Source organism: Sphingobium cupriresistens LL01, assembly GCF_001046645.1.
In the GTDB taxonomy this organism is placed as follows: domain Bacteria; phylum Pseudomonadota; class Alphaproteobacteria; order Sphingomonadales; family Sphingomonadaceae; genus Sphingobium; species Sphingobium cupriresistens.
The window spans coordinates 1,849,176-1,869,446 of sequence record NZ_KQ130434.1; the positions used below are offsets into that span (position 1 = coordinate 1,849,176).

Consider the following 20,271-nt stretch of genomic DNA (forward strand, 5'->3'; position numbering starts at 1 on the left):
GCTCCCCCGCAAGGTTCAGGAAGCGATGCCCGTCAAAATGGGGCGAGACTGGGCCGGCATAATATGGGTTTCGAGGTGGCATCGGGCATCGCTCCTGACAGATTAGGCTTCCGCCGCCCAGGCGATGGCATCCTCGCCAGCAGGCAGCACTGCCGGGCAGCCCGGATCGGTCGCTGCGCGAAAAACGGCGTCAGCAACATCCTGTCCTGTCGTGACGGGACCGTTAGCTGCCTCCATCAGCGCGGCCATTGTGGCGTGTGCATAGTCGGCATAAGGCTCGGGAAAGCCGCCGCCTTCCATCACCTGGCCGCGCGCCGTATCGCCAAAGCTGGTCGAGGGCGCCATACCGGGCATAACCACCCGGACTTGAATGCCGAACGGCGCGAGTTCGTGCGCCATGGATTCGTTGAGCGCGTTCATCGCTGCCTTGCTGGCCCGATATACGGAGAGCAACGGGAGAGGCTTGTAGAGCGAACTGGAACTGACATTCACGATTACGCCCGAGCGCTGAGCCCGCATGCCCGGCAGAACTGCCTGCATCATGGCGATCGCGCCGAACAGGTTGGTCTCGAAGACGGCGCGCACCGTCTCCAGAGGCGTGCCCTCAACAGCGTTGAGCCAGCCCACGCCGGCATTGTTCACCAGCACATCGACCGGCCCCGCCTGCGCGACTGTCGCCGCGATGCTACCCGCATCGGTAACGTCGAGCGGCAGGACGCGCAGCCGGTCGGAGGCTGGCAGGGTGCTGACAGCGGGATTGCGCATCGTCGCGACGACATTCCAGCCCTGGTTCAGGAAATGCAGCGCTGTGTCGCGGCCGAAGCCGGTCGAGCAGCCAGTGATGAGGACAGCGTTCATCGGAAAGCTCCTTGCGGGGGATCGTTGGAACCGTATAGATATGAACGATCCTTCAGTTTCGGTATTCGCATATCAATCGCCCCTCACCTACCCTCCTGAAAGCCCGCAAAGTGCCGAAGCAGGCGCGCTCGGCTGTCACGATCGAGGCGATTCATGTCGCGACCATTCAGGTTTTGCTTGCCGGTGGGGTCGGGCGGCTAACCACCACCCGCGTGGCAGAGCGGGCCGGGGTCTCTGTGGGGACGATGTATCAATATTATCCTCACAAACAGGCGCTGCTGTTCGCTCTGGTCGAACGGCAGTTCGATCTGATCGAGACGGCAATGCGGGATGCAGCAGCGCGGCTGATGGGATCGAACCTTGAGGCGATTGCAGAGGGGCTGGCTACCGCCTGGCTGGACGCAAAGATGGCGGACATGGTTGCCTCTCGCGCCATATACGGCATTGCCGCCGAATTCGATCTGTCGGAACTCATGAGCCGAGCGGCCCATTGCATGACGCAGGCGATCGACGCGCTGCTCGCCCAAGCGCCGGGAGTGCAGTTTCCCGACCGATCGTCTGTCGCCTTCATGCTGGCGGCCCTGCTCGGCGGATCGGTGCGCGTCGTGATGGAAGCCGAGCCGTCCGAGGAAAATTTCGCCCGACTGCGCCGCGAACTCCCGCAAGCCTGCCACGCCTATTTGGTGGCAGTGAGTCGGAGCCTGGTGGTGTAAGCAGACCGTCTGCTCATCAGCGCTGAGAAATTGCTGTCGAGAGCGTGATATGGGTCGGATGCAGAGAGCAAACACCTGATAAAAATCGTTATAAGGTCATCAATGAAAATCATGGCTACGAATCGGCACGACTTCGCCGTCGCGCGCGATGCCGTAAGGCGGTGACCCCAGTGTCCTCCCCCGGGGGAAATCAGGATCGCGCGGATCAGGACCGCCACCATGAGTGGCCCCGTCGCCCCGGCCAGGCGCAACCGCAAAGTCGACGCGACCGATGGATCGTAGCATCTCGTCATGATCGATGATCCGATCGCAGATGATGTGGATGACCTCGCCTTCCTTTTGCAGCCGGCCGCGCATCGCGATCATGGATGCCGACATAACCTGCCGACGATAAATCTCGAACCGATCGGGCCAGAGGATGCCATTGGCCACGCCCGTCTCATCTTCGATCGTGACGAACAGGACGCCTTTCGCTGAGCCAGGGCGCTGACGAACGAGAATGACGCCGGCCACCTCAATATTGCGCCCGTCGCGGATCGACCGGAGATCGCCGCAGCGCACAATCCTCATCGCATCAAGCTGCGGCCGAAGAAAGCTCACCGGATGACCGCGCAGGGAAAGCTGGAGAGAACGGTAATCCTCCACCACCTCGCGTCCGTCGGTCATCGGCTGAAGCGATACCTGCGGCTCCAGTCCTTCTAACGAGAATTTCCCTTCCCGCGCATCAGCCGCCGCAAAAAGCGGTAAGGGCGCCTCTCCCAGCCCTTTCACTCTCCAGAGCCCCTGCCGACGATCCTGCGCGATACAGGCAAAGGCGTCAGCCTCGGCCAGCCGCTCGATTGCGGCACGCGGCACGCCAGCGCGGCGCCAGACCTCCTCGACGCTCTCGAAAGGCGCCGGTCCCCGCGCGCCGACTATCGCCGCGCCATGGACATTGGCCAGTCCCCTCACCTGCCTGAAGCCAAGCCGAACAGCCCTATATCTTCCCCTCGCGGGTTCGAGCGTGCAGTCCCAATGGCTATGGTTGATGGACATCGGGCGGACCTCGACGCCATGGTTGCGGGCGTCACGGACGATCTGGGCCGGCGCGTAGAAGCCCATCGGCTGGGCATTTAAGAGCGCCGCGCAGAAGACATCGGGGTGATGATGCTTCATCCAGCAGCTGGCATAGGCGATCTTGGCAAAGCTCGCCGCGTGACTTTCAGGAAAGCCGTAGGAACCGAACCCCTCGATCTGCTTAAAGGTGCGCTCGGCAAAATCCTCGGGATAGCCGCGAGAGATCATCCCATTCACCAGCTTGTCGTAAAAGTGACTGACCCCGCCGGTGAGCTTGAATGTTGCCATGGCGCGGCGCAGCTGGTCAGCCTCAGCCGGGGAGAAGCCTGCGCCCACGATCGCGACCTTCATTGCCTGCTCCTGAAACAGGGGCACGCCGAGCGTCTTCTCCAGCACCGCACGCAACTCAGGCTTGGGATATTCCGGCTTCTCCTTGCCCTCCCGGCGCCTGAGATAAGGATGGACCATGTCGCCCTGGATCGGGCCGGGCCGCACGATGGCGACCTCAATGACGAGATCATAGAATTTGGCAGGCTTGATCCGCGGCAGCATCGACATCTGCGCGCGGCTCTCGATTTGGAAGACGCCCAGCGTGTCCGCCTTCTGGATCATCGCGTAGACATCCGGATCATCATCCTGAAGATCGGCCATCCCTACCCTGATGCCCTTATGCTCCGCCAACAGGTTGAACGCCCGGTTCATGCAGCCCAGCATCCCCAGGCCCAGGACGTCGACCTTCATGAATTTCAGGGCATCGATATCGTCCTTGTCCCATTCGATGATCTGCCGGTCTTCCATGCGAGCAGGCTCGATCGGTACGAGATCGTCGAGCCGATCCTGGGTCAGCACGAAACCACCGGGATGCTGGGACAGATGGCGCGGCGTGCCGATCAGCTGGCGCGACAGCTCCAGGGTGAGCTTCAGACGATGGTCGTCGGCATTGAGATTGGCGCTCGCAAACTGCTCGTCGGTGATCCCGTCCATCGACCAGCCCCACACCAAGCCGGTCAGCATTTTGGTAAGGTCGCGTGGCAGGCCAAGCGCCTTGCCCACCTCGGCGACCGCCCCCCGCGTCCGATAGCGCGTGACGACGGCCGTCAGCGCCGACCGCTTCCGGCCATAGGTCTCATAAATCCACTGGATGATTTCCTCGCGCCGCTCATGCTCGAAATCGACATCGATATCGGGCGGCTCCTTGCGCTCGCCCGAAACGAACCGCTCGAACAGCAACTCATGCTGGATCGGATCGATCGAGGTGATCCCAAGCATATAGCAAACACAGCTGTTCGCCGCTGATCCCCGACCCTGACACAGGATCCCGCGCCGGCGGCTTTCCTGAACGATCGAGTGAACCGTCAGAAAATAGGGTGCGTAATTGAGCTGGTCGATCAGTCGCAGCTCATGATCGATCTGCTGCCGATAGGCCTTCGGAAGCCCTCCTGGAAACATGCGGGACGCGGCCTCCTGCGTCAGGGCGGTCAGTGCCTCCTGCGCCGTGCGGCCTTCCATCACCTGCTCATAGGGATATTGATATTGAATCTCCCCCAGATCGAAGCGGCACTGCTCGGCGATGTCGACACTGGCCCCGATCGCATCGGGGAAGGCCGAAAACCGCCGTTCCATCTCCTGGGGCGATTTCAGGTTCCGGTCCATGTAGCGCTCGCGCTTGAAGCCAAGGCCATCGATGGTCGTCCGCTCCCGAATCGCGGTCATGACGTCCTGAAGGGGTCTGGATTCCGGTGAATGATAGAGGATGTCGCCGGTGGCCACGGCGCGCACGCCCGCCGCCCGTGCCATCGCGTTCAGTTCGTGCAGACGCATCGCATCGTCAGGCCGGCGCCGCAGCGACAGCGCAAGATAGCCCCGCGCACCAAAGAGGCTCTGTAACTCCACAAGATTGGCCAGCGTCTCATTGTCAGCCAGGTCCGGGATTAGAATGGCGATCAGCCCTTCGGCGTGATGAGCCACATCGGCCCAGTTGAGCAGGCAACGCCCTTTCCCTCCCCGCGCCTTCCCGACGGAAAGCAGCCGAGTGAGCCGGGACCAGGCCGGTCGATCGGTTGGATACAGCAGCAGCGCCTTGCCGTCGGGCAGATCAACCCGCGCGCCGGCAATCATGCGCACGCCTGTTGCCTTCTGTGCGTCCCAACCCCGCACGACGCCGGCAACGCTGCCCCAGTCGGCAAGACCGAGTGTCTTGTGTCCAAGTAGCGCCGCCGCCGAAAACAGCTGCTCGGGGGAAGATGCCCCGCGAAGGAAGGAGAAGTGGCTCGTCACCTGAAGTTCGACATAGCGGGTCATCAGCCGAACATGCCGTGCATATACCAGCTTAAATCCCCGGTCGGCGCATCCACACCATCACCACGACGAAAGATCCAGAAACGCTCACCTCCGGCAGCTTCGACGCGGAAATAATCGCGCACCGCCCACATCTCGCGGGCATTACGCCACCATTCGCCATGGATCCGCTCGGGGCCATCGCCTGCCAAGATGCGATAGTCGGTGCGACGCCAGGTAAAGCGCCGGGGTGGGTGATCGGGAAGCAGCGCAACGACATGCGAGAGAATTTCGGGCCGGGTGAGCATTCTTACGGGTCGCTTCCAGCCCGGCCAGCCGACAGGCGTCATCAAAGAGCCGATGCGGCGTACTGCCCGCTCGGGCACATCGCTTTCATGAGACGACAATCGGAAAGGAGCGTCAGGATCGATCCGGCCTGCAAGCTGGTCAACGAGCGGCGCGATATCCCGTGATCGCCCCTCCGTCTCCAGCCCTGCTTCGAGCGTCTGGGCCTTGAGCTCCTCAAGCCTTGGCGCCGTCAGCGTCATCGCCTCGATGCCGAGCCCCGGATCAATCTTCTCGATCCGCATGGCGAGCATGCGCCTCAGATGACCACTATCACGCGTCGCCCGTGCCGTCCCGATCGTCAGTCGCTGCTCGGTGCCATCGATAATGAGGCAGGAGAGAATAGCTGTCCGTAGCCCTGCCCCTCGCTCCTGCAACCGGAATACAAGATCCTCGACCAGATCGCCGATCACCTGGTTGATAGCTTCTGCCGTGCCGATCGGTTCAAGGAGCCGCCGCTCGACATGCGGGGCCTCGAAAGCCACGACGGGGACAATCGGTTCGGCGATCATACCGCGCGCCTGATCGAGCCGTCGGACGGTCGTCAGGCCCAGCCGACGAGCGAGCGGCCCGCGCGGCATTGGGTAAAGGTCCGATATACGCTCAAGGCCAAAGCGCGCCGCCGACACCAATGCTTCGGGTTCCAGACGCAAAGCCTGAAGGGGAAGATTGGCGATGGCCTGGGTTTCGATGCCCGAGGCCAGCAGAGTGACGGCCTCTCCGCTATAGCGCGCCATCGCATGCGCAGCGCCCGGCGTGGCCGCAACGGCGATAGAGGCGGTAAACCCGAGGCGTGCCAAAAATCGGTGCAAGCGGCGGCAGAAACGCTCCTCCCCGCCAAAAAGATGGGTGGTGCCTGTAAGATCAAGCCACAGGCCATCGGCACCCGAAACGCTAGCGGTTGGTGTCCAATGTCCAAGCGCATGGAGCGCCAAGCGATCAAGCCAAGCGCTATCGGCATCCGGCTCGGCATCCCGGACCTCAAGATCGGTGACCAGTGCCCGGGCATGGGCCGCCGCCATGCCCGGCCGCAATCCCAGTTCCAGCGCAACCGGGCAGGCGGCGGTCACAACCTCCCGTTGCCCTGCCCGTTCGATGAGGATTGTCGGCTGCCCCCACAGGGTCGCCCATGTAAGTTTGGACGCTTCGGCAACCTCAGCTTTCCCTATCCGTCGCGCCACCTCATCAGCAGGACCGGCCCTGAACGGATGCTCGGCCGCTTCGCTGCGACGCCCCATCTCGCGCATGGTCGGTCTCTGGTGTGCAGGCAGTGCTTCGATGTCGGCTTGGCTCGGGCGGGCGCCAAGCGCACCGTCCCGCGCCCAGCGGGCACCCGGTCGCCAGCCGCCGCCACGCGGGACCGAACAGGCTCCCGGGTTGTCGTCGATCGGCGAGGCAAAGCGCGGAGCGAGCGACGGCGCAGCCAGCTCAGGCCGCCTGATTGACCGCTCCAGCTGCCGGAGCCGCTCGATCGGCAGCTGCGGCAGGTAGAGCGAGGCGACCCTTATCATCGCACGCATCCAGTTCGATCGAAAAGGGATTGCCGTTTCGCTGGCGGACCAGCTCCACCGACCAACGAGCGCGCCCGACCCCGGCATGAGGAAGGCGCGCAGACGGAACAGAACCGATTCGCCAGCGCGTCATCGCCGATGACAGACCGCCAAGCGGACAGCGCTCGCGGGTTCGATGGCGACGATAAAGCAAAATCGGCGTCTGGCCGTCAGATGCAGCAAGCTGAAGGCGTCGGGTGGCTGTCTGGTCCGCGTGCCTTACTTCGGCAATCACGCACGCGAGCGAGCCGTCACGCAACGCGTCCTCTGCCATGGCGAGCACGGCGCTATCCTTCTGGGCCTGGGCATAGAAGACTTTATCGGGGCATAACCCAACCTGCTCCAGCCCCGGCGCGTAGAGGTCAAAGCGGGTAAGCGCCCAAAACACGGAAAAATTCGGCTGCGCAGCGAAACGCGCCGCGATACCGGCCGCGAAAAGCGTCGCCGCCGCGTCGTCGTTCAGTGTCGCTGAGGCTGCGGCGACCTCATGAAGCCCGCCTCCGTCCAGCCCATGATCAGCCAGGCGGTCATCCACTATCCCAAGACCAAATGGCAACACCGCTCCACGCGCAGCGCGGGCATGAGCCAGCTCTGCGCGAAGCGCTGCAAGATGATCGGCACGGGACCGATCAGGAACGGAAGGCACAATGGACATGGGAACATGACGACTCAAATGTTCCCTTTATGTTCCTATCGACTGACAGATTCGTCAAGCCCGTTGCACCACGCTTTATCGCACACTCTCGAGCAATCGTTCTAAGCCCTTAGAATCTCAATCGTGGCGGGATCCCGATCGCCGCTAAACCACCGGTCCAGAGCAGCACCAATCACGGGTATCAGGTCCGCTGCTTCAAAAAGCGTTAATGACGACCGCAGCTTCATGGCATCGATGCTTCCCATGACAACGACCGGATCATGCTCTGCAAGCCCCTGCAGCGCTTCGACGCATTCGATGTAACGCGGGCCGAGCACAGGATGAGCAAGATAAGCGCGCGCCTCCTCGATCGATGCGATGCCATAATAATGCGCTGTCGGGCTCAACCCAAGGCCGCGTATCTGCGGGAAAATGAACCACATCCAATGGGTGCGTTTCGCCCCGGCGCGCAACTCGCGCAACGCGGTTCGATAGCTGCTCGCTTGCGCCTCGACGAAACGAGCCAAGGTCGCGTCGTCAGTCATCAGAGCAACGCTCCTTGGGCCGGCGGCGCGCCATAGACCTGCGTGACGGACAGGCTTCCCTTGGGCAACCATCGCAGCACCTCCCCAGCCGGAACGCTGGGATCGAGCCAGTCTGCCCATTGGTCACGGGCCAGTGGAATGATTTGGCGGTGATGATAGGGCGCGACGTCCGGTCCTGCATCCATGGTCAGCATGGTAAAGGCTTCTCCCGTCGGGCTCTCGCGCCAGATTCCAGCGATGCAGAACCAGTCATGATCGGTCATGGTGAAGAGCCATTTATCGAGCCGCTTGTCTTTTGGCCGGGGGACGGCAGGATCTGTAAACTCGTAGAAGCCATCTGCAATGATGAGGCAGCGCTGGGAGGTAAATTCCCGACCCTCAGTGCGGAAATTATAGACAGGCTTTCCGTTACGACCGGGCCAGCTCCAGCGTCGATTGACCAGTTCGCCGACGCTGCGCTGCGCACCCACGCTGCGGACGATCGGACCCATATCGGTCATCTTGATATCTTCGCGCGCCGGCACATTGGGGGCGCCCTCGGGCATCTTGATCTTGATTTTCAGCCCTTCGAAATCTTCGACGATCGATGCGATATCGATCAGCAGGCGGTAGTCATTACACATCAGGCCTCCTCACGCGGGACCATCCTTGCCCTCGCCTTTCGTTCCCTGTATGTTCCTTTCATGGACTCGAAAGCAACACCCTTCGACTCCGAGGCGCTCGGAAGTCGCCGTGCCATCATCCGGCGCAACCCCGACGATGTGCAAGAGATTGAGATGATCGAAGCCGCCTGGGGTTCCAGCCCTCGCTTCAGCGGAGGCGTCTCGTTCGAATTCATTCGTTCCGAGGGACGCAATTTCCCCAGCAGCCGTTGCCTCGTGGCTGCATCGGAGTTCCATATCCGCAATGGCGAGAAAAAATTCCGTGCCTTTCGCGAAGACGGCAATTTCTTCTATCTCGCCGCCATCTGGGAGCCGGCCATGGCCGAATGGCCCGTCAGCTATCGGATCATCACGGTAGACGCGAACCCCGAAGTCATACGCTATCAGGCGCGTCACGGCGCCATGATCGAACGCCGTGACGCCCAGAAATGGCTTGATTTCGCCGTTCCCGAGGAGGAACTGCTGGTCACTCCACCAGCGGGCATCTTCACGATCGAAGAAATCCTGACCAAGCCGGTGCAGACCAGCCTTGTGTTCTGAAGATACAGATACGCCGCAAATGCCCGCATTTCTGGCCCTGGACCTGTTCGGCAGGCCCCATTTACCGGGCCTGCAGCAGGCCGACGACATCATAACCCCAATCGAAGAACAGGCGCTGATCGGCATGATCGATGCCTCCGACCTTTCACCCTTCAAATACCAGCAGTGGACGGGCAAGCGCCTCACCCAAAGCTTTGGCTGGAGCTACGATTTTCAGACAGGCATCTTCGCGCCGACCACCCCCATACCCGGCTGGCTTTCATCACTTAAACGTCGGGCCGCCGCCTTTGCAGGAGTGCCGACTGACGACCTCGTCCAGGCCCTGCTCATCCGCTATGAACCAGGCGCGGGCATTGGTTGGCATCGCGATCGTCCCGTCTTCGAGCATGTGGTTGGCATATCGCTTGGTGAACCCGCGACAATGCGCTTCCGGAAGAAAGAAGGCTCAAGGTTCCTGCGAACGAACATGCCTCTCAACCCACGAGCCATATATCATCTGAGCGGCGAAATGCGGTACGAATGGGAGCATAGCATCTCGGAAATGGAAGAGACGCGCTGGTCGATCACCTTTCGCAGTCTTCGCTCCTGATACCGCCGCCTGATCGCTTGTCGCCCCTTGAAATGGCGAGTCGATAGAGGCATCATGAACCGGCAGGGGGGAATTAGCTGACAGTCCCGCTGTAGGATTATCCTGTCAGGCATAAATGACGCCCCTCTGATGTTTGGGGCGGTCGGAGCGGCGGTACGCCATCGCTCGAGACACACCTAGCTCAATCGCCCCCGAGACTCTCGGGACCGATTCTGTCGGCCTGTTGGCCAGGTTCGCGTGTCTCGCCCTCTCCCATGCAACGCATCCCAGTCGGATGTCCGTCAACCTCTCCCTATGCCAGGCGAGCATCCGGGCGGCGGCTTATCCGCCGCCACGGACGGCGCATTCACGGCGATTTTACGAGAGACCTACAGCGCGGAAGCGCCAGGCCTCGTCCGATACTTCAGGCACCGCATGCGCGATGACGAGGACGCCAACGATCTCATGCAAGAGGCATTTGCCAGGCTTGCAGCCCATATGCGGACGAAGATGCTCGTCCACCCAGCGTCCTACCTGCAACGGATAGCCCGCAATCTTCTCGTCGATCGAATGCGCAGCGCGCGCAGCGCGGAAGCGACCAGAGGGCCCGCATTGGATGAAGTACCCGAGCTCGGCACTGCCCCGGAACAAAGCTTCGGCATCGAAAGGCAGGATGTCATGCGTCTCTACAAGGCTGCCGTCGACGGCCTGCCGGACCAGACCCGGCAAGTCTTCCTCATGCATCGCGTGGAGAACCTGACCTATCGGGAGATCGGCGAAAAGCTTGGGATCGCCGTTCCAACCGTTCAATATCATCTGGGCCGTGCACTGGCCCGTATCGCACAGGCTCTGGACGACTGACATGCTCGATGAACAAGAGAAGCGCTCGGCCTTGCGCGAAGAAGCCGCATCCTGGTTCGCCGCGATGCAGGGGCCGGATGCCCAGCGCCGCGACCCCGAATTCAAGGCATGGCTGGCCGCAGATCCTGCCCACAGAACCGCCTACGCGCGGATCGCGGAAGTCTACAGCATGGGAAAGTCGCTCGTGTCGCCGACCAAGGCCGAAGCGACCGCAGCGCCAACGCGCCGCCGGCCTGTCTTTGCCCTCGCGGCATCGGTCGCTGTGATCCTTTCCGTCTCTGTCATCGCCTGGATGGCAGCCGGAGATGAAAGCCGAAGGTCCGGGCCCGCGCCCCTCGCCGACGCCGGTCAAAATACCGCCAAATTCGCGAGCAGGGTCGGGCAGATCCGAAAAATTCACCTTGCTGACGGATCAGAGATCACCCTCGACACCGACAGCATCGTGTCGATGCGATTTACACCAAGCCTGAGATCACTACGACTTGAGCAGGGCAAGGCCCGGTTCGAAGTAGCCCATGAAAAGAGGCCATTCACCGTGTCCGTCGGCGATACCACCGTGACCGCTCACGGAACGGTTTTTGATGTCGGCTTCCGCTCGGATCATAGCTATTTCGTTCGCCTCCTCCGCGGATCCGTGGACGTCGCGCAGACCGAACATGGTGTCAGCCGAAATATCTCCGCCAAGCCGAGACTGCTACGGCCCGGACAGGTGGTCGAAGCTGGTGAATTTGGCGTGCGCGACCTTTCAGCATCCTTCGCACCGGCCGCCGGTGAAAGCTGGACCTCAAAAATGCGGCAGTTCGATAATGTGAGAGTGGCCGATCTCATCGCCGAAGCGAATCGCTACTCCCGGCTCCAGATCGGGCAGCCAAGCGCGGAAATCGCCAATCTGCGGGCCTCTGGTACATTTGCGATCGACGACCCCCGCAGGCTGGCCACCAACCTCAGCCTTCTCTTTGGCTTGACGGTCGCAGAGACGCCTGACGAATCCATCACGCTGACGCCATCTGAAACAAAAATTTCACATAGTGAGGCCGCGGCCCCATAAATCCACATCCCGCAACGTGGAGCCAGTCAGAGCATCGAAGAACGATGCGAAGACAAGGGGGCCCTCATGCGGAAAATCTCTCACAATCTCGCCAACATCATCGCCGTCGCGAGTGCAGTCGGCATCGCTACTGCCTCGCCGATACTGCTGGCCGACACGCAGACCGAGCAGACCTTTCACATCGAGGCGCAGAACCTCGCCGATGCGTTGCGGGCTCTGGGGGCCCAGCTCGGACGAGAAGTCCTGTTTCAGCCGGGACAGGTGGAGGGTCGCCTGTCGCCCAGGCTGGATGGCCGCTATGCCCCTGCGCAAGCGCTGCGACTGCTCCTCAAGGGCACGGGTTTGCGTGCCATTGAGAATGGCGGCAGCTTTGTGATTGTGGGGAGTCCGACCTCGCAGCGAGCGCCGGAGGATGGCGATGCCGCATCCACCACCCTCCTCGTGACAGGGTCCCGCATCCGGGGTGCCAACATCGCGGCGCCCGTGATCGAAGTATCGCAAAAGGAAATGCGCCAGTCCGGGCAGAATGATCTGGGCGAGGTCATTCGATCTCTGCCGCAAAGCTTCAGCGGGGGGCAGAATCCCTCGGTCGCACCAGGCAACGTCGGGATCGCGAACCAGAATCTTTCGGGCGGCTCGACGGCGAACCTCCGCGGCCTCGGCGGCGACGCGACCCTCACCCTGCTCAACGGCCACCGCCTCTCTTACGGGTCCGCAGTCCAGGCAGTCGATATCAGCGCGATACCTGTTTCAGTCGTGAGCCGGATGGAGGTAATCCCCGATGGCGCGTCGGCAATCTATGGATCGGACGCGGTCGGCGGCGTCGTCAACATCATCCTCAAGCGCGACTATGAGGGTTACTCAACCTCGGCCAGATGGGCCGCCGCGACGGACGGCGGCGACGTCGAGCAGCAATATAATGCCACAGCCGGTATCCGCTGGAGCTCTGGTGGCTTCATCGTCGCTTACGACTTTCTGAAGGGCAGCGATATTACTGCGCGCGATCGCAGCTATACCGACTATATGCCGGACGCAGCCACCCTGCTGCCCGAACGCGAAAATCACAGCATCATCTTCAGCGGGCACCAGGCAATCGGTCCGGATCTCGAATTTGCGGTCGACGCGCTTTTCAATCGCCGCGAAATATCCTCCATGCTCGCGCTCAACGCGAGTTCCGGCTATCTCAACACGCCCGTGAACAAGAGCTTCGCATTGGCCCCGTCATTGGCCTGGCGAGTGAATCCCGACTGGACGGTGACCCTCAGCGGTCTGTATGGCCGGGATCGCACCGATTACGATCAGCGCTATTACTCGAACGGCGCTGTCGCGAGCAGGGCCTATGGCTGCTATTGCAATGTCGCGCGATCGGTGGAGTTGGGGGCCGAAGGCAAGCTGCTCAACCTGCCGGCGGGGGAAGTCCGCCTGGCGATCGGCGGCGGCTACCGATATAATAGCTTCGAGGACACCAACGCCTCTGGCAGCCAGTCCAACGGGGGCGGCAGCATCGATAGCAGCTATGCTTTTGGCGAGCTTAATGTCCCCCTCGTATCGCCCGAACAGGACCTCAGCTGGGCATATCGGATTTCGATTAATGGAGCCCTGCGCTATGAACGCTATCCGGGTATCGACGAGGTCGCCACGCCCAAGCTCGGCCTGATATACTCGCCGACCCGCGATTTCGATCTTAAGGCTTCATGGGGCAAATCGTTCAAGGCGCCCACGCTCCTGCAGCAATATCAGATGCGCTACGTAACTCTGCGCGCGGCGTCCGCCTATGGCGGAACCCAGTTTCCAACCGGTTCGGTCGCGATGATGAGCCAGGGCGGTAATCCCGATCTAAAACCCGAAAGGGCGGAAACCTGGACGATCACCCTCGGTGCCCATCCCTCCGCAGTCCCGGGCCTTCAGTTGGACGCCTCCTATTTCAACATCCGTTACAAGAACCGGATCATCCAGCCGATCTCCGGGGTCAATCAATATTCCGCGTTAAGCAATCCCATCTTCGCGGACTATGTCGTCTATGCCCCCGATGCCGCTACGCAGGCCGCCCTCATCGCCTCGACCAACGGACAGCTGAACAATTACAGCGGCGCGCCCTATGATCCATCGTCCGTGGTGGCCATTGCCTTCAACAATTTCATCAACGGCACGCAGCAGAAGATCGAAGGCTTCGATCTGAGCGGACGATATAGCCTCCCGATCGGCGCCTTGGGCGAGCTGACTTTGGGCGGCAATGCGTCGTGGCTTAAATCGACCGAACAAATCAACGAGAATGCTCCGGTCACTCGCCTTGCCGGCATCATCTACAATCCGCCCAAATTCCGCGGCCGGTTCAACATAAGCTGGACGAAGGACAGTTTCACGCTGGCAGGCTATCTCAATCATTCAGGGCGGCTGCGCGATACCCGCTCGACGAGCCAAAGTGACGTCAAATCGCAAACCACGTTCGATCTGAATGCCCTTCTCAACCTTCCTGCCGACAGCCTGCTGGGTGCTTTGGACGTAGCGCTCAGCGCTCGCAACCTGTTCAATGCCCGACCGCCTTATGCTGCACCGAGCGGCGGCAACAGCTTCTACGTCAACTATGACTCGACCAACTATTCTCCCATCGGTCGCTTCGTCAGCCTGAGCATCACAAAGCACTGGTGACAATCATGACCAGAGCTTTTGCCAAGCCGACAGCATCACATCCGTCCGGTGCTGCCAGGACCCTGATGTGCGCCGCCATACCCTTGTTCATGGCGACGCATGCCTTGGCCCAATCCCGCAGCAGCCCCGTAACGGAGGGAGAGAGCACCCCATGCTCTCTCCCAACCAATCCGACCAGCAGCCAAGCTGTCCGGTCCGTCACTCCCGAGGCCCTGATCGGCTTACGCGATTTTGGAAGCCTTTCGCTGGACGGCGCGCCGATGCAAATGTCGCCCAACGGCGACCTGATAGCGCTTCAGCTTCGCCAGGCCGATCCGGTGTCAAACCGCTTTTGCTCCGCAGTCGTGCTGGTTCCGACCGACGGCCGTTCCCAGGCGCACGTGATCGATGACGCGGGAGACATTGAGCGTGCGAGCTTCGACAAATATGGTCTCGTCGGCATACCGCTCGGCATTCCAAAGCCTCCCCTGCTTCGCTGGCACCCTGCCGGTCGGTATCTCGCCTATGTGAAGCAGCGTGGCGGCAAGGCAGAAGTCTGGACCATCAGGCCCGATGGAACAGACCGTCATATGCTCATTCGGTCCGAGGTCGATATCGAAGCCCTGGAATGGTCAGCAACCGACGAAACGCTCATTTTTCGCAGCCGTCCCGGGCTTGTGGAGGCGCGAGATGAAATCGCTCGAGAGGGACTGAACGGCTTTCGCTATGACGACCGCTTCTGGCCGCTGGGCGGCAATCAGCCCCTGCCCACGAACAAAGTCCCGTCAATCGTCCAGGCGGTCGATATCGTCAGCGCCACCGTCCGGCCAGCGTCACGGGAAGAGATCACACGAATTGCGTTCCCAGGCGGCGAACATCCAGCCGGGACAAGAGCCTATGCGCGGTTCGATGCCGATCGCGTCGCCTGGGCCATTGCCGACGATCCCTCAAAATTTCGACAGCCGGCGCCGCTGCACATCCGTATTGGCGCGAAGACATTTCGCTGCCTGGCCATTGCCTGCCGGAACGTCACGGATATCTGGTGGCTGAAGGGCGGAAGGCAGCTGATATTTGCCACGCGCGAGGGCGCGTCAGATGAGAAGACAGGGCTTTATCGCTGGGTTCCTGGAAGCAGACTTCCACACAGGATACTGCTCACTGAAGATGCGCTGTTTGGCTGCGGATTGGGGGGCGGAAAGCTCATCTGCGCTCGCGAGGCATCTCTTCGCCCCCGGCACATTGTCTCGATCCGGATAGCAACAGGCGCCATAGAGACTATCTTCGATCCCAATCCGGAATTCGCGCAGTATCGGCTCGGCAGGGTCCAGCGTATCGCATGGAAGAACAGTTTCGGGATTGAGGCCTTCGGTGACCTCGTTTTTCCTGTTGCCTACCGACCTGGAACGCGGTTCCCACTGGTGATCGTCCAGTATGACTCGCGAGGCTTTCTGCGCGGCGGAACGGCGGACGAATATCCGATACAGCTCCTCGCATCACATGGGTTTGCGGTTCTCAGCTTCAACAAGCCCAAGGCCTATGCGCTGCACGGGCCGCCTGTCACCTATGATGAGTATCTCGAGATGAACCAGAAAGACTGGATCGATCGTCGGAGCATATTGTCCTCGCTTGAGACCATTATCGATCGCCTCGATGAGACCGGCGTCGTGGACCCTCGCCGGGTGGCGATCACCGGCCAGAGCGATGGCGCCACGACAGCGACGTTCGCGCTGATACACTCCAGCAAGTTCGCCGCCGCAGCCCTCAGCACATGCTGCGAGGATGCGAGCATGATGATCGGCAATGGCGAAGGATATCGCCGATGGTATGAAAGCTTCGGTTATCCCCTGCCCGGCGATCGGGCGGATGCCTTCTGGTCGCAATCCTCGCTGGCTCTGCATTCTGACAAGCGACCGGTTCCCATTCTGATCCAGGCTTCGGAAGAGGAATATCGAATGGCGCTCAACACGTTCGAAGTGCTGCGTGCCAAACAGTGGCCCGTCGAGATGTATATTTACCCGAATGAAGGGCATGTGAAATTCCAGCCTGCGCACCGCCTCGCGGTCTATCGTCGCGTGCTCGACTGGTTGCGACGGACCCTGATAGACCCGGCGGTCAGTGGCGGCTTCGTCCCGCCAGCCACGCCTCCGCATCCACGAAAAGAGCGAGACGACTTATGACCTCCGGCCGCAGTCTCTCCGGCACGCTGAGCGCATCGAGGCATGCGGCACGGTCCAGAAGTCCCTGGGCTGCAAGTTGGCCATCCGCGAGCATGGACCTGATGACCTCGATATTGCGCATGAAGCCCGCCTCGAACAACTGGCCGAACGATCCCTTCGTCCGGCGCGCTATGATTTCTTCTGGCAGCAATCGGCGGAAAGCCTCCCGAACGAGTGACCGATCAATGCCGTTGTGCGACCAGCGCCAAACCGGGATGGAAAGACAATATTCCATCAGTGGCTGCGACAGTAGCGGATAGATTGTGGGCCGCCCCCCGATGTTGAGAAATTCAGTGAAATGGATGGCTTCCAGCGTAGCCGCGATATGTTGGCGTTTGCCCGGGCGCCGCTTGCCCCCGCGTACAATCCACGGATGGACCGGCAACGCTTCGGCGGTCTTCTCGCCAAGAAATCGCTCGTCCACCCTGTGAACAAATGGGCGATGCGCGAAGACCCCGTGTCGGATCGACCGCGCCATTATCTGCCACATGTCGCAACCAGTCATACGCGTCAGGTTGGATATGGTTGACCGATATTTCGCGCCGAAGCCGGTATCCAGCAGGCAGTCGGTGGCGGGATAGGAAGAATGAATGAAGGCGAAGATGTTGTCGCCGCCTCCGCCGCTGAAATGGGCTTCGGCTGAGCAAGCCTCGGCGACGTCGGCCGATGCTTTGTCGATTGCCTGCGTGAACGCGCTGGACGATGGTCGCGGCTTAGTCGATGCCAATGACCTGCTGTAGTCGATGTCGTGAACTTCCAGCACCGCTTCATGGAGCGGGAAACCATGCATGGCGGCGACCGCCGCCGCATAGCTTCTCTCATCTCCCCTCCCTGTGCCAGAGACGGCATTCAGACAGTTCACATCCGCCTTGCGCGCCCTGAGTGACGCTGCAATGACCGAGGAATCCAAACCTCCAGACAGGCCGAGTAAAGGACGAGGAAAGCGCCGCGCCCACGCGGAAACCGCGTTTTCGATTTCTCTTTTCAGTCGATCCGCGATCGCCTCGACAGACTTGTCGATCAGATCCGCTTCAATCAGGGGAACCCACCTTGGCTTACATGCCGCAGCGCCTTGCGACCATGTGACGCTCAAACCTGGCAACAGTTCGGACACGCCCTGCAGACAGGTCTCGTTCGTTCGGACCATGGGATTGCGCAGATGCCTTGCGAGGATGGACCAGTCGGGATCGGCGGCCGCCGCCGCGGAGAACAGCTGGTCTGCGTCATGCGCGACGAGAAGCTGACCGCTATGCTGGCGATAATAGCATGGGAGCTGGCCAGAGGGATCGCGGACCAATTCGACCTGTCCGTTTCGAGCATCATGAAGAACGGCCACATACCGCCCCCAATAGTCCGTGAGCAGCGCGTGAACCGGATCCTCCTCTCGCAGGATCACCGGAAAATCGTCCGGCGACACAATCCGGTTTGCGATCCGGTCAAAGACATTGCCCACCACCAGCAGATGGCGGCCGCGATCATCGGCGGCCTCATAGCGATCCAGGTCGCTGTTCAAGGTGATCAGGGAGAAGGGCAGCGGAGCAATTCCCACCCCACCCGCACCAGCATCGGGGGAAGGCTGAGCCAACGGCCCGATGTTTATCGCGAAAGAGTAGGAACTGCTCATGCGATGCCTCTGATCACCGTGTAAGGGGCGATGCCTTCCAGCGTGTCGTTCAGCACCATGTCGCCGGACTGAAGCCAGCAATGCGCCGAGAATGGATGAAGCCTCACCGCCACAATCATGTCGGTATCCAGGCCATAGCGCGCCAGAAAATGCTTGAGCGCTCGTGTGCGGCTGACGCAGTTCAACCGTAGCGGCAGCAACCGCTCCGCGCAGGACATGGTTTCGAGCAGATCACGGAGATGGACCCCACCTGAAGATGTCCCCCCGAATTTCCACCAACGCGCTTCAAGTCCAAGCGCGAACAACGCCTTCGGGCGATAAATCTGCTTGAAGCGCGTGAAGAGCAGAATGGCCATGGCGCTCATCAAAGCTCGCGGGCGAACCAAGCCGTCCTCCTGAATCGGTCCTTCGCGGGCCGGCAATTCGACAATCGGCAGAGCCGCACTGGTTGCGTCGGCATCGCCGGCAACCAATATCCCGGCGTCCATGAAATAGCGCATAGCCGTATCCACCTCCGGGCTAGGATCCTCGCTGAGGCAAGCTGAGAAGGCGGCCGTTTTTGCGGAGCTCAATGCAAAATAGCGATCGGCATTGAGGTCCAGAAAGACGGCCTGCCCTCCGGTCAGACAATAGGCGAGGCCCGGACGAAGCATGGCCGGCATGGGGCAAAGCTCCCGTAAATAGCTGGAATGTGGCCCGGCGCGCGGGATCGCACGCCGGGCCGGCCGATTATTCGTCGAGAATGCCGGTCTGCTGCTGCCCGGCGGGGTTGTCCCGATCGACCAAGCCGATGCCCTGCGTTTCGGCGCTCGCGTGGCCGAGATCGATCATGTCACCTTCGAGATTTTCCAGACGTTCCATAACAACCTCCATCTTCAAGAAAACTGCCAAGTGGCAGCGATAAGAAGTTTAGGTGGGGGCTGGACAAATCTGCGACCTTATAAGCTCTCAATATGCCGGCTAATCTGATCGTCCACTGCCAGCGCAGGGAGGTCACAGGTCAGATTTGAGGAATCTTCTGTCTTGTCGGTATGTTAAGGCTGGAGACGTTGGATAATATGCGGTGTCCGACCGTGGAGGCCCGCCTTATTCGGCGCCGGTGATAGGCCCAAATTGCCTCTCGGATGGCGGCATCGCGACCGATCTTTGTCAGGTTCCAGATCGAAAGCAATTCCTCCTGGACGTTGTCGAAAACGAGCGGCTCATGGAGTCTCGCTATGGCCAGCCTGTCTCCCGCCATCAAAATCGCGCGTGAATGAACCGCATTTTTGGGTCGGCTTCCGATAAAGGAAAACAGGCTGCTGGCCGCATCACGCAATTGGCGCGGGTGCAGTGGTCCATGCCGTTCAAGCGCCTCGATAGGTACAAGGTCACCTTGAGCCGGCGCCCTCGCCTTGAGGGCATGACGCACCAGATATCCGTGCCAGGTGTAGAGATCGCGCAGCATGTCAGCGGTGACGAGCGGCACAACAAAACCGCCGCCCTGGTTCGAGGCCAGGAGTTGCTCACCAACGAGTTGGTGCGCACTGTCTCGCACTGGAGATATGCTGACGCCATAATGGTCCGCCAGCGCCTGCACGACCAGCGGTGTGCCTGGCCTCAATATCCCATCCAGAACATCCTGCTTAAGGCGCCGGTAGATGCGATCGGCGGTGACCGGTTCGGGAGACATTGCGCAACGAGCCCTTATTCCTGATCGCCCGCATCATCGAAATAGGAGGCTCGGCGCCTGCTGATGGTGCTGGACGAATGTTCAAAAATGAGAGCGATGCAGCGGTCCTCCAGTTCGGAAAGATCCTCTTCGAGAAACAGCTCCTGGGGAATCGACAGCCTTCGCTCCATGAGAAGTAACGGAATCATGATATGAGCGGTCGATAGCCCGAGCCGGTGAGCACATGCCAAATGCTCGTCCAGCTTGGATTTTGGATTGCCCGCCTCAATTTCGCGTAACCATCGAACACTCACCCCAGCGGCGCGTGCCAGCTGCGGCTGAGTGATCCGGTCACGTCGGCGGCGCTCTTCGATGCGCTTTCCGGAAATCTCCTTGATCGTGGAGAGAACCAGTCCGTCATCCTTGGTCTGAAGTCTTCGAGTCTGCATGTACAGGCACCCCCGGACATTGTCTCGAAACTCCCAATGGCACTTA

The 20,271-nt window shown here is 60.9% G+C and carries 18 protein-coding genes; 7 read left to right on the forward strand and 11 right to left on the reverse strand.

Translation table 11 applies throughout. The features are described 5' to 3' along the window. Nucleotides 1-102: 102 nt before the first annotated feature. Nucleotides 103-858 carry an SDR family oxidoreductase gene (locus tag V473_RS08930; RefSeq protein ID WP_066602803.1) on the reverse strand — a complete coding sequence of 252 codons (756 nt, stop codon included), beginning with the start codon at nucleotides 856-858 and terminating at the stop codon, nucleotides 103-105. Nucleotides 859-968: 110 nt separating this feature from the next. Here V473_RS08930 and V473_RS08935 point away from each other — a divergent pair, with 110 nt between their 5' ends. After that, a complete protein-coding gene (locus V473_RS08935; protein WP_066602804.1) occupies nucleotides 969-1,571 on the forward strand; it encodes a TetR/AcrR family transcriptional regulator in 603 nt (200 codons plus the stop codon). 99 nt (nucleotides 1,572-1,670) lie between these two features. On the opposite strand, the gene V473_RS08940 is transcribed toward V473_RS08935, so the two are convergent. The 5 genes from V473_RS08940 to V473_RS08960 all read right to left on the reverse strand — a co-directional run bounded on the left by V473_RS08940 (nucleotide 1,671) and on the right by V473_RS08960 (nucleotide 8,601). Continuing rightward, entirely contained in the window at nucleotides 1,671-4,928 is a 3,258-nt protein-coding gene (locus V473_RS08940) for an error-prone DNA polymerase (protein ID WP_066602805.1), read from the reverse strand. Continuing rightward, nucleotides 4,928-6,760 carry a DUF6504 family protein gene (locus V473_RS08945; RefSeq protein WP_082679043.1) on the reverse strand — a complete coding sequence of 611 codons (1,833 nt, stop codon included), beginning with the start codon at nucleotides 6,758-6,760 and terminating at the stop codon, nucleotides 4,928-4,930. The genes V473_RS08940 and V473_RS08945 overlap by 1 nt, the downstream gene beginning before the upstream one ends. After that, a complete protein-coding gene (locus tag V473_RS08950) occupies nucleotides 6,678-7,454 on the reverse strand; it encodes an ImuA family protein (RefSeq protein WP_201785492.1) in 777 nt (258 codons plus the stop codon). Before V473_RS08950 ends, V473_RS08945 begins: the two co-directional genes overlap by 83 nt. A gap of 101 nt (nucleotides 7,455-7,555) precedes the next feature. Further along, nucleotides 7,556-7,978 carry a DUF1810 domain-containing protein gene (locus V473_RS08955; protein WP_066602811.1) on the reverse strand — a complete coding sequence of 141 codons (423 nt, stop codon included), beginning with the start codon at nucleotides 7,976-7,978 and terminating at the stop codon, nucleotides 7,556-7,558. Continuing rightward, on the reverse strand, nucleotides 7,978-8,601 hold the full coding sequence (locus tag V473_RS08960; RefSeq protein WP_066602814.1) for an SOS response-associated peptidase family protein: 624 nt from the start codon (nucleotides 8,599-8,601) through the stop codon (nucleotides 7,978-7,980). Before V473_RS08960 ends, V473_RS08955 begins: the two co-directional genes overlap by 1 nt. 60 nt (nucleotides 8,602-8,661) lie before the next feature. On the opposite strand from V473_RS08960, the gene V473_RS08965 reads away from it, so the two are divergent. From V473_RS08965 to V473_RS08990, 6 genes are all read left to right on the forward strand, one after another. After that, the gene (locus V473_RS08965) at nucleotides 8,662-9,180 is read left to right on the forward strand and encodes an SOS response-associated peptidase family protein (protein ID WP_244884355.1); all 519 of its coding nucleotides are present in this window, start codon (nucleotides 8,662-8,664) and stop codon (nucleotides 9,178-9,180) included. Nucleotides 9,181-9,199: 19 nt separating this feature from the next. After that, nucleotides 9,200-9,769: an alpha-ketoglutarate-dependent dioxygenase AlkB gene (locus V473_RS08970; RefSeq protein ID WP_066602815.1), complete on the forward strand. Its 570-nt coding sequence runs from the start codon at nucleotides 9,200-9,202 to the stop codon at nucleotides 9,767-9,769. A 294-nt stretch (nucleotides 9,770-10,063) separates the two neighbouring features. Beyond that, the gene (locus V473_RS08975; RefSeq protein ID WP_066602818.1) at nucleotides 10,064-10,609 is read left to right on the forward strand and encodes an RNA polymerase sigma factor; all 546 of its coding nucleotides are present in this window, start codon (nucleotides 10,064-10,066) and stop codon (nucleotides 10,607-10,609) included. A 1-nt stretch (nucleotide 10,610) separates the two neighbouring features. Then, entirely contained in the window at nucleotides 10,611-11,657 is a 1,047-nt protein-coding gene (locus V473_RS08980; protein WP_066602820.1) for a FecR family protein, read from the forward strand. 66 nt (nucleotides 11,658-11,723) lie between these two features. After that, nucleotides 11,724-14,306 (forward strand): TonB-dependent receptor, encoded by a 2,583-nt coding sequence (locus V473_RS08985; RefSeq protein WP_066602822.1) that lies wholly within the window; start codon nucleotides 11,724-11,726, stop codon nucleotides 14,304-14,306. Between the two features lie 5 nt (nucleotides 14,307-14,311). Further along, nucleotides 14,312-16,462, forward strand: a complete 2,151-nt coding sequence (locus V473_RS08990) for an Atxe2 family lasso peptide isopeptidase (protein ID WP_082679044.1) — start codon at nucleotides 14,312-14,314, stop codon at nucleotides 16,460-16,462. Here the strand turns inward: V473_RS08990 and V473_RS08995 are convergent. The 5 genes from V473_RS08995 to V473_RS09015 form a co-directional block, all read right to left on the reverse strand. Further along, nucleotides 16,398-18,125 carry an asparagine synthase-related protein gene (locus V473_RS08995; protein WP_082679045.1) on the reverse strand — a complete coding sequence of 576 codons (1,728 nt, stop codon included), beginning with the start codon at nucleotides 18,123-18,125 and terminating at the stop codon, nucleotides 16,398-16,400. The genes V473_RS08990 and V473_RS08995 overlap by 65 nt on opposite strands. After that, nucleotides 18,122-18,787, reverse strand: a complete 666-nt coding sequence (locus tag V473_RS09000) for a lasso peptide biosynthesis B2 protein (protein WP_066602830.1) — start codon at nucleotides 18,785-18,787, stop codon at nucleotides 18,122-18,124. The genes V473_RS08995 and V473_RS09000 overlap by 4 nt, the downstream gene beginning before the upstream one ends. A gap of 67 nt (nucleotides 18,788-18,854) precedes the next feature. Continuing rightward, nucleotides 18,855-18,986, reverse strand: a complete 132-nt coding sequence (locus tag V473_RS23495) for a benenodin family lasso peptide (RefSeq protein WP_169793929.1) — start codon at nucleotides 18,984-18,986, stop codon at nucleotides 18,855-18,857. Nucleotides 18,987-19,125: 139 nt separating this feature from the next. Then, complete coding sequence (locus V473_RS22880; RefSeq protein ID WP_082679046.1) at nucleotides 19,126-19,797, reverse strand: GntR family transcriptional regulator; 672 nt, start codon at nucleotides 19,795-19,797, stop codon at nucleotides 19,126-19,128. A 14-nt stretch (nucleotides 19,798-19,811) separates the two neighbouring features. Then, complete coding sequence (locus V473_RS09015; protein ID WP_066602839.1) at nucleotides 19,812-20,225, reverse strand: helix-turn-helix domain-containing protein; 414 nt, start codon at nucleotides 20,223-20,225, stop codon at nucleotides 19,812-19,814. Between the last annotated feature and the right edge of the window lie 46 nt (nucleotides 20,226-20,271).